The organism is Secundilactobacillus silagei JCM 19001 (assembly GCF_002217945.1).
Classification (GTDB): Bacteria; Bacillota; Bacilli; order Lactobacillales; family Lactobacillaceae; genus Secundilactobacillus; species Secundilactobacillus silagei.
The window spans coordinates 1-246 of sequence record NZ_BCMG01000062.1 but is presented as its reverse complement, the minus strand read 5'-3'; the positions used below and the strand labels follow the sequence as shown (position 1 = coordinate 246).

Annotated in this window: 1 protein-coding gene; it reads right to left on the bottom strand. The window is 53.7% G+C overall.

All coding sequences use genetic code 11. From position 1 onward, the window contains the following. Positions 1–246, bottom strand: a 246-nt coding sequence (locus CES79_RS12945) for a hypothetical protein (protein ID WP_225362458.1), incomplete at both ends; no start/stop codon positions are given.

Genomic DNA, 246 nt, shown 5'->3' with positions numbered 1-246 from the left:
GGTAACACTCACTGCGTCCGGTACTTGGCCTTTACTGTAAGCCCGCGTACCATCTGGCAGAATCGTTTCACCCGTGGTAGTCGTCGTACTGCCTGCCGGGTCACTTGGCGTGTCAGTTGGCTGATGCTTCAAGGTCACACCATCTTTGGGTTCGTTGTTCGTGACTGTCGTCTTACCAGTCGTTACCGACGTACCTGTTGGTACGTTGACTGGTCCTACCGGAGTTTGGCCCTTAGTTGTTTCAGT